This window comes from Nocardia sp. CC201C, from assembly GCF_030010695.1.
Classification (GTDB): domain Bacteria; phylum Actinomycetota; class Actinomycetes; order Mycobacteriales; family Mycobacteriaceae; genus Nocardia; species Nocardia otitidiscaviarum.
The window spans coordinates 1-9,069 of record NZ_JASCXP010000306.1; the positions used below are offsets into that span (position 1 = coordinate 1).

General features: G+C 72.1%; 2 protein-coding genes. Both read right to left on the reverse strand.

Annotated features, from left to right (window positions below; translation table 11 throughout):
• Positions 1–242 (reverse strand): hypothetical protein (locus tag QK444_RS26125; RefSeq protein ID WP_282784645.1); only part of this gene is annotated, 242 nt, incomplete at its 3' end.
• 105 nt (positions 243–347) lie between these two features.
• Positions 348–9,050 (reverse strand): non-ribosomal peptide synthetase, encoded by an 8,703-nt coding sequence (locus QK444_RS26130; RefSeq protein ID WP_282784646.1) that lies wholly within the window; start codon positions 9,048–9,050, stop codon positions 348–350.
• Between the last annotated feature and the right edge of the window lie 19 nt (positions 9,051–9,069).

Here is a 9,069-nt window from a genome sequence, read left to right on the forward strand (position 1 = left end):
AGTCCGGCCGCGGCGGCGACACCGCCCAGGACGGTGCCGAGGCGGGTGGTCTCCTTGTCGTGTTCCCCCGACATGGCCACGGTGGCCTCGACCACCGGGGTGGGCGCGGTGTCGACCAGCAGCCGACTCACTCCGTCGATGAGCGAACCCCCGCCGCTCGCGGCGATCAGCTCACCGGCGCCCAGGGCACCCAGTCCCACCGCGGCGGCCCCGAACACCCGGCGCTTCCCGTTCCTCGACACAGTCGAACCTGCTTCCCACACGATCGGTCGTCTCGGCCCATTGTTCCCCAACCCGGGGAGCGCCTCGCGGGGTTCGCCGCCATCGGCCGGAAATCCGGTGCGTACTCAGTCTCGCGGTGCCGACGGTGAGCGGTGGCCCGCCAGGTACGCGTCCACCCGCGGTCCGATATCGGCGAGCGCCTCCGGCGTGATCAGCCGGTTGTGTTCGAAATCGAGCGTGACCTCGTGTATTTCGCCGTCGACATACGGAATCCAGGTGTCCACGTTGGGTTCGGGCGGCCCGGCCGCGGCGGTGAAGAACAGCACGTCGCCGTCGAAGACCTCGGGGCGGTGGGCGCCGATGCGGTGGAGCAGGCCGCGTAGGTCACGATAGAGGCGGTCGAGATCAGCGGCCGTGAGGGCGCTGGCCGCGCCGGTGGTCGAGTGCAGCAGATCGGCCGCGCGTTCGGCGGTCAGGGCGACGCCCTGCGGGACGTCCACTCCGCCGAACTCGGCGAGCAGCAGTTCGGGGGCGGGCATGCGATCGTCGGTGACCTCGACGTCGGCGCGGGCGTCCATCATGATCAGCGAGGGCACCGGTGCGCCGCGGCGGCGCAACTCCACCGCCACGGCGTGGGCCAGCAGCCCGCCCGCCGAATAGCCGAGCAGATGGTAGGGGCCGTGCGGTTGGGTGCGCTGGATCTCGTCGGCGTAGCAGGTGGCGAGATCGCCGACCGTGCCGCCGTCGGGAATGCCCGGTGACTGGATGCCGTGGACGGGCCGCGCCGGGTCGATGTACCGCACCAATCCCGCGTAGCACCAGGCCAATCCGATGGCGGGGTGGAGGCAGAACAGCGCCGGTGCGGTACCGGTCGACCGCAGGGGCAGCAGTATGTCCGCGTCGGAATCGGGGGTGCTGTCACTCAGGCGGCGGGCCAGTGCGGCCGGGGTGGGTGCGGCGAACATCAGGTGCAGCGGTACGGCGTCGCCCGTGCTGGCACGCAACCGCTCGGCCAGTCGGACCGCCGCCATGGAGTTGCCGCCGTGGTCGAAGAAGTTGTCGTCCACGCCGATTCGCGGATTCTCCAGTACGGCCTCGAAAGCGTCGACGACCAGTCGTTCCAGTTCGGTACGGGGTGCGCGGTAGGGACGCGGCGGGACCGGTTCGGGGCGGCCGTGCACCGTCGGGACAGCGGTCGCCGTGGCCACGCCGGTCCAGCCGGTGAGTTCGGCGAGGGTGCTCTCGGGCGCGGTGGTCGCCGCCTCGATCAGGCGCTCGAGGCCATCGGCCATGGTCTGGGCGGTGGTGCGGTCGAACAGGTCGGTGGCGAAGATGAGCGAGCCGGTGATACCGGCGGGCTCTCCGGCGGGGCCGAAGTGTTCGGCGAGCATCCATTCCAGATCGAACTTGGCGCCGGGGGCCGCGGTGTCGAGTGGTCGAATGTGCAGACCGGGCAGCGCGGTCGCCGCCGGGGGCAGGTTCTGGAACGCCAGCAGCACCTGGAACAGCGGATGGTGCGCGGTGTCGCGGGTCGGTGCCAGGGCCTCGACCACCTGCTCGAAGGGGAGGTCGAGATTGCCGTAGGCGGCCAGGTCGGCGCGGCGGGTGTCGGACAGCGCGGCGGCGAAGCTGAGTGCCGGGTCGAGATGGGAACGCAGCACGACGGTATTGACGAACATGCCCACCAGATCGTCCAACTCCCCGTCGCCGCGGCCCGCGACCACCGAGCCGATGGCGATATCGGGGACACCGGACAGGCGGGCCAGCAGGACCGCGAGCGCGGTGTGCGCCACCATGAACGGGCTCGCACCGGCTGCCCGGGACAGCATGTGGACGCGGTCGTGCACCTCGGCCGGAATGGTGAAGGCGATGCGGTCGCCGCTGCCCGAGGGGGTGGCCGGGCGGGGCCGGTCGGTGGGGATGGTGTGCCGTTCGGGCAGGCCGTCGAGGGTGGTGCGCCAGAACTCCAGCTGGCGGTGGGCGAGACCGGCCGGATCGTCGGCGGCGCCGAGCAGATCATGTTGCCAGAGGGCGTAATCGGCGTACTGCAGGGGCAGCGGCGTCCACCGGGGCGGTGCACCGGACAGGCGGGATGCGTACGCGGCCAGCACATCTCGAGCCAATGGTCCCATCGACCAGCCGTCGGCGGCGATGTGGTGGACCGTCATGGCCAGCACGGCGTGTTCGGGTGCCAGGCGCAGCACCCAGACGCGCAACGGGGTCTCCCGGGTGAGGTCGAAGCCACGAGACAGGCGGGCCGCCAGCATGTCGTCGAGTTCGTCTGCGGCCACCTCGAATTCGCGCACCGGGGTCATTCCCGGTGCGGAAGCCAGGATCTCCTGCCGGGGCAGGCCGTCCGCGTCGACCGGGTAGCGGGTGCGCAGGATCTCGTGCCGTGCCACCACATCGTCCAGCGCGGCGCGCAGCGCCGAAATATCCAGTGCCCCGGTGATGTCGAAGGCGGCGGGGATGTTGTAGGCGGGTGACCCCGGGTCGTAGCGGTTCAGGAACCACATGCGCCGCTGCGCCGCCGACAGCGGAATGCGTTCCGGACGCGGCCGCGGACCGGGCCGGGTGCGGCCGGACGTGGCACCGGAGGTGACGAGTTCGGCCAGCTCCCCCACCGTGGGCGCGTCGAACAGTGCCCGCACCGGTACGGCGGCGTCCAATGCCGCGCCGAGGCGGGACACCACGCGGGTGGCGATGAGCGAATTGCCGCCGAGGGCGAAGAAGTCGTCGTCGAGCCAGACCCGCTCGACCGCCAGCACCTCCTGGAACACGGTCGCCACCGCGCGCTCGGCGGCGGTTTCGGGGGAACGGCGTTCGGCTGCGGTGGGCTGCGGCGCGGGCAGTGCGTCGAGGTCGAGCTTGCCGTTGGCGGTCCGCGGAAGAGAGTCCAGCACCACGATGGCCGAGGGCACCATATAGGACGGAAGTCGCTGCGCGGCAGCATGTTTCAGCTGCACGACGTCCGGCGGTCCGGCCGCGCCCAGCACGTAGGCGACCAGCGCGTCACCGCGGCCGTCGGCACGGATGACGGCCACCGCGTGGGCGACGGCCGGGTCGGCGGTCAGCGCCGCCTCCACCTCACCGAGTTCGATGCGCAGGCCGCGCAGCTTCACCTGATTGTCGGTGCGGCCCAGATATTCGAGCTCGGTGCCGCGCCGCCGCACCAGATCGCCGGTGCGATACACGCGCTCCCCCGCGGCGCCGTACGGATCGGCGACGAAACGAGCCGCGGTCAGGTCGCCGCGCCCGATGTAGCCACGGGCGAGGGTGATCCCGGACAGGTACAGCTCCCCCACCACACCATCGGGGACCGGGCGCAGCCGGTCGTCGAGAATCACGGCCCGCACACCGGGTGCGGGCGTGCCGATGGTGACGGCGTCCCCCGGATGCAGTGCGGCGCTGCCGGTCGCCCACACCGTCGCCTCGGTCGGACCGTAGTCGTTGTAGTGCGCTCGACCCGGGGCCGACCAGGCGGCCACCAGCTCCGGCGGGCAGGGCTCGCCGCCATTGATGATCACCCGGAGTGCGTCCAATCCGGCCGGATCGACCGTGGCCAGCGCCGACGGGGTGAGCGCGATATGCGATACCCGTTCGCGCGCCAGCAGATCCGCGACTTCACTGCCAGCGAAGACGGTCGGCGGGGCCACCACCAACGTCGCCGCCGCACTCGCCGCCATGACCAACTCCAGTACCGAGGCGTCGAAACTCGGTGAGGCGACGTGCAATACCCGCGAGTCGGAGGTCAGGTGGCACCGCTTCCGCTGTGCGGCAGCCATATTCGCCAGCCCGGCGTGGGTGACCACCACGCCCTTCGGGGCACCGGTCGAGCCGGAGGTGAACAGCACGTACGCCGGGTGCTCCGGGCGGATCCGACGCGGGAGTCGGTGCTGCTCGGCGGCGGTCGGCCCACTGTCCGCGTAGTCCGGATACCGACTGTCCAGGTTCCACCAGTGCACGGTGGCGGGCAGGCGGTCTCGGCAGGCGGGCACGGTCAGACCGAGGCGCACTCCGGCCGTGTCGATGATGTGCGCGATGCGCTCGGGCGGATAGGACGGGTCCACGGGGACGAAGGCGGCCCCGGTGCGGGTGACGGCCCAGACGGCGAGAACCGATTCGAGCGAACGCGGAATACCCACGGCCACCACGGTTTCCGGTCCCGCGCCCGCGCGGGTCAACTGCCGGGCCAGCCGTTCGGCGCGGGCGTCGAGTTCCCGATAGGTGAGCTGACGGTCCGCACAGCGGACGGCCACGCCGTCCGGGTTGGCGGCGACGGCCTCGGCCAGGAGATCCGCCAGCGGACGCGGCGTCGCCACGGGCGTGGTGTGCGTGCGCAGGTGGAGCAGTTCCGTCTCGGTGCACAGCTCGATGTCTCCCACCGGTCGGGCCGGATCGGCGGTGACTGCGGTGAGCAGTCGCACCAGTCGCCGCAGGAGCATGCGCACGGTGGTGGCGTCGAACAGGTCGGTGGCGTAGTCGCAGCGCAGCTCCATGCCGTCCGCGCCGCCGGAGACGGTGAGGCTCAGGTCGAATCGGCTCACGGTCCGGGGCAGCTCCACGGGTGCCACCGTGAGGCCGGGGAGGGTGAACTCCGGGTGGGTGAGGTTCTGGAACACCAGCATGACCTGGGTGATCGGGTGCCGGGCCGCGGACCGGGCCGGTGCCAGCTCCTCGACGAGGCGCTCGAAGGGCAGGTCCGCGTGGCCGAAAGCCTCCAGGTCGGTGCGGCGCACGCGTTCGAGCAGTGCGCCGAAGCCCTCGTCGGCGCGGATATCGGTGCGTAGGGCGAGGGTGTTGACGAACATGCCGACGAGGTCGTCCAGTTCGCGTTCCCCGCGCCCGGCGATGGGCGTGCCGATCACCACCTCGCGGGCACCGCTGAGCCGGGCCAGCAGGATCGACAGCGCGGCGTGCAGGACCATGAACGGGGTGGCGCGCCGGGTTCGGGCGCAGCGGTCCACGGCCGCCGTCAGGTCGGCGTCCAAGCGGTCGGATACCTCGGCGGCGCGATGCGAGGCGCGGGCCGGGCGAGGTCGGTCGGTGGGCAGGTCCAGCTGGTCGGGTGCGTCGGCGAGGACTTCGGTCCAGTATCGAAGCTGGTGATGCAGCAGGGATTCCGGGTCGTCGGCGGCACCCAGGCGGGTGTGTTGCCAGAGCGCGTAGTCGGCGTACTGCACGGGTAGCGGCTGCCACGCGGGTGCGGCGCCGCGCACGCGTGCGGTGTAGGCGGTCACCACATCCCGGACCAGTGGTGCCATCGAGTATCCGTCCAGGGCGATGTGGTGGGCGACCACCACCAGGACGAAGTCGTCGGTCCGATCGACCCGGAACAGCCGCAGCCGCAGGGGAACCGAGGCGGTGACATCGAACCCGGTGCCGACGGCGGCCGCCACCGCCGCGCCGATATCGGCCGCGCGCACGGGGATCGGGGTCAGGTCGAGTTCCACCGTCGCGGCCGCGACGATGCGCTGGCTGCCGACGCCATCGATGTCCGGATAGACGGTGCGCAGCGCTTCATGCCGTTCCAGCACGTCGGAAAGTGCGCGACGCAATGCTGTTCGATCGAGGTCGCCCGAGAGTCGCAGGGCCAGCGGGATGTTGTAGGCCGGGGATGTCGGGTCGTAACGATTGACGAACCACATGCGCTGCTGGGCCGGGGACAGCGGTATCCGGTCGGGCCGTGGGCCCGATACCAGCGGCGGTGCGGCGGCCGTGGTCGCGGTGTCCAGGCTGCGGGCGAGATCGGCCACCACGGGTGCCTCGAACAGGGCGCGCACCGGGATCGCGGTGTGCAGGGCCGTGCTCAGCCGGGCGGCCACCCGGGCGGCGAGCAGTGAATCGCCGCCGAGAGCGAAGAAGTCGTCGCGGGCACCCACGCGGTCGGCGTGCAGGACCTCGGCGAAGGTAGCGGCCACGACGGCCGCGGTGCCGGTCGGAGCCACATACTCCGTGTGCGGCGCTTCGGGTTCAGGCAGGGCACGTAGGTCGACCTTGCCGCTCGCGGTGCGCGGCAGCTCGGGCAGCACGGTAATGCTCGACGGCACCAGATAGCGGGGCAGCCGCTCGGACAGCCATGCGGTCAGTCCGGTGACCGACGGCGGCGCGGCAGACTGAGCTTCCTGCGGTGGGACGCTCGGCTCTGTGTGCGACGGCGGCACGGGAGGCGCAGCGTCCTGCGATGGGACGCTCGGCTCGGTGTGCGACGGCGGCATGGTGGGTGCAGTGTCCGACAACGGCACAGCGGACTCGGCGACCTGCGGCGGGAAGGTCGGCTCGGTGTCCGACGGCGGCACGCTCGGCCCCGAGTCCGACAGCGGCACACTCGACCCAGTGCCCGACAGCGGCACGCTCGACCCGGTGAACAGCGGGGGCTCGGCGGCTGTCGGGGTGCGGAAGGTGATGTAGGAGCACAGTGCGGTCGTGCCCGCGCGGGTGGACCGAGCCACCGTGACGGCCGACTCCACCTGGGGATGCGCGGTGAGCGCGGAATCCACTTCCCCTGGCTCGACCCGGATTCCGCGCACCTTGACCTGGGAATCGCCGCGCCCCACGTATTCCAGCGTCCCGGGTGCGGTGTGGCGCACCAGATCGCCGGTGCGGTACAGCCGTTGGCCCGGTGTGAGCGGGTCGGCTACGAAGCGGCTCGCGGTCAGGGCGGTGCGCCCGGCGTATCCGCGGGCCAGGCCCGGGCCGCGCACGTACAGCTCGCCGACCGTGCCCAGCGGAACGGGCCGCAGCCAGCGGTCGAGCACCAGCAGGGTGGCACCCGGTACCGGCGCGCCCACGACGGCGGCGGTGTCGGGGGTCATGGGGTCGCCGAAACTCACCGCGACCGAGGTTTCGGCCGGGCCGTAGGAATTCACCAGGGCGCGAGTGGAACCCAGCCGCGCGACCAGCGCGGGCGGGCAGGGTTCACCACCGATGATGGCCGTCGCCACGCCGCGCAACTGTTCGTCGCGCAGGGTGGCGAGGACGCCGGGCGTGCAGATCAGGTGGGTCGGCGCACCGGTCGCGATGGCGTCGGCCAGTTCACCGCCCGCACTCGCCTCGGGCGGGGCGATGACGAGCGTGGCCCCGACGGCGAAGGCGCTCAGCCACACCAGGATCGCGGCGTCGAAACTCGGGTTCAGGGCGTGCAGCAGGCGGGAATCGGGGGCGATGCGGCCGTCGGACGCCGCGGCGGCGACCAGGTTCACCAGGCCCGCGTGTGTGACCACCACGCCCTTGGGGGTTCCGGTGGAACCGGAGGTGAACACCACGTAGGCCGGATGCTCGGGGCGCAGCGGTGCGAGCCGGACGGTGTCATCGACGGCAGCGCCCGGTGCGGCGGCGGTGGCCGCGCCGGTCTCGGGATCGTCGAGCAGCAGCCAGCGTACCGAATCCGGGAGTGCCGCATCCGCTCCCGCCGCGCTGATGCCCAGGACCGCGTCGCATTCGGCGGCGATGGCGGCCGTCCGCGCGGCCGGCTGCGCGCAGTCCACCGGCACGAACGCCGCGCCGGTCTTGGCGACCGCCCACAGCGCGATCATCTGATCGACCGAGCGCGGCAGTGCGAGCAGCACGGTTCGCTCCGGTCCGGCACCGGCCCGGATCAGCACGCGGGCAAGGCGATTGGACAGCTCGTCGAGCTGGGCGTAGGACACCGCCGTCATACCGAACCCGACGCCGCCGTGAACATTCGAGCCCGGCGTCGCGTGCCCGCGACGGTCGAGTTCGCCGACATCGGGCTGGCCGAGCACCGTCGATCCCCGCTCCGCACTCATGCCACGATCGAAGTCCCGGGCATCGGATTCACCACGCCCGCTCGAACCCGGCTCCGCACGCCCCCCGGGATCGAGGTACGCGGCATCGGACTCGCCGTGCCCGCTCGAACCTCGCTCCGCACTCACGCCACGATCGAAGTCCCGGGCGTCGGACTCACCACGCCCGCTGGAACCCGGCTCCGCGAGTTCACACCGACCGGAGTCCCCGGCAACGGACTCACCGTGCCCGTTCGAACCCGGCTCCGCACCTCGGCCCCGGCCGAAGTCCCCAGCGACGAGCCCGCCGCGCCGCGCGGGCACGGTCGGCTTCGGGGTCGCCATGGTCGCGGCGAGGGCGTCCGGTGACCCGGTGGCGGTCAGGAGATCCGGTAGGAGACGTGGCGGAAGCGTGGGAGGGCCGGACCATTCCGGGTGTCCGCGATCGGCTGTGCCGCGCACCTCGGCGGTGCGGAGGTTGTCGCCGTCGGCCAAGGTGGTGAGGATGCGGGACAGGGCGCGGGCCATCGACTCGGTCTGGTCGGCGTCGAAGTGGCGGGGTGAGCGGCTGAGGACCAGGCGCAGGCCGTCACCGGCGTAGGTGGCCAGGGCCAGCGGGTAGTGGGTGCCGTCGTGGCCGCGGATGCCGGTGACGCGCAGGCGGGCCTGGCGGGTCGCGGCGGTGAGGGCCGCGGCGTCGACCGGATAGGACTCGAAGACCGTCGCCGTATCGAAGAGCGGACCGATTCCGGCCAGCGCCTGGATCTCGTCCAGCCCCAGCGTGTGATGTTCGGCCAGGGCGCTCTGCTCGGCGCGGACGCGGGTGAGCAGGTCGGTCACGGATTCGGCGGGTCGCAGGGTGATGCGCACCGGAACGGTGTTGACCAGCATGCCGATCATGCGATCGGAGCCGGGCAGCTCCGGCGGGCGACCGGAAACCGTTGCGCCGAAGACGATATCGGTGTCACCGGTCAGCTCGGCGAGCAGCAGCGCCCACGCCACCTGCACCAGGGTGTTCACGGTGACCTCGCGGTCGGCGGCCGCGCGGCGCAGCCTCGCCGCGCAGCCCTCGGGCAGCGGCACCTCGTGGGCGACCGGCGTC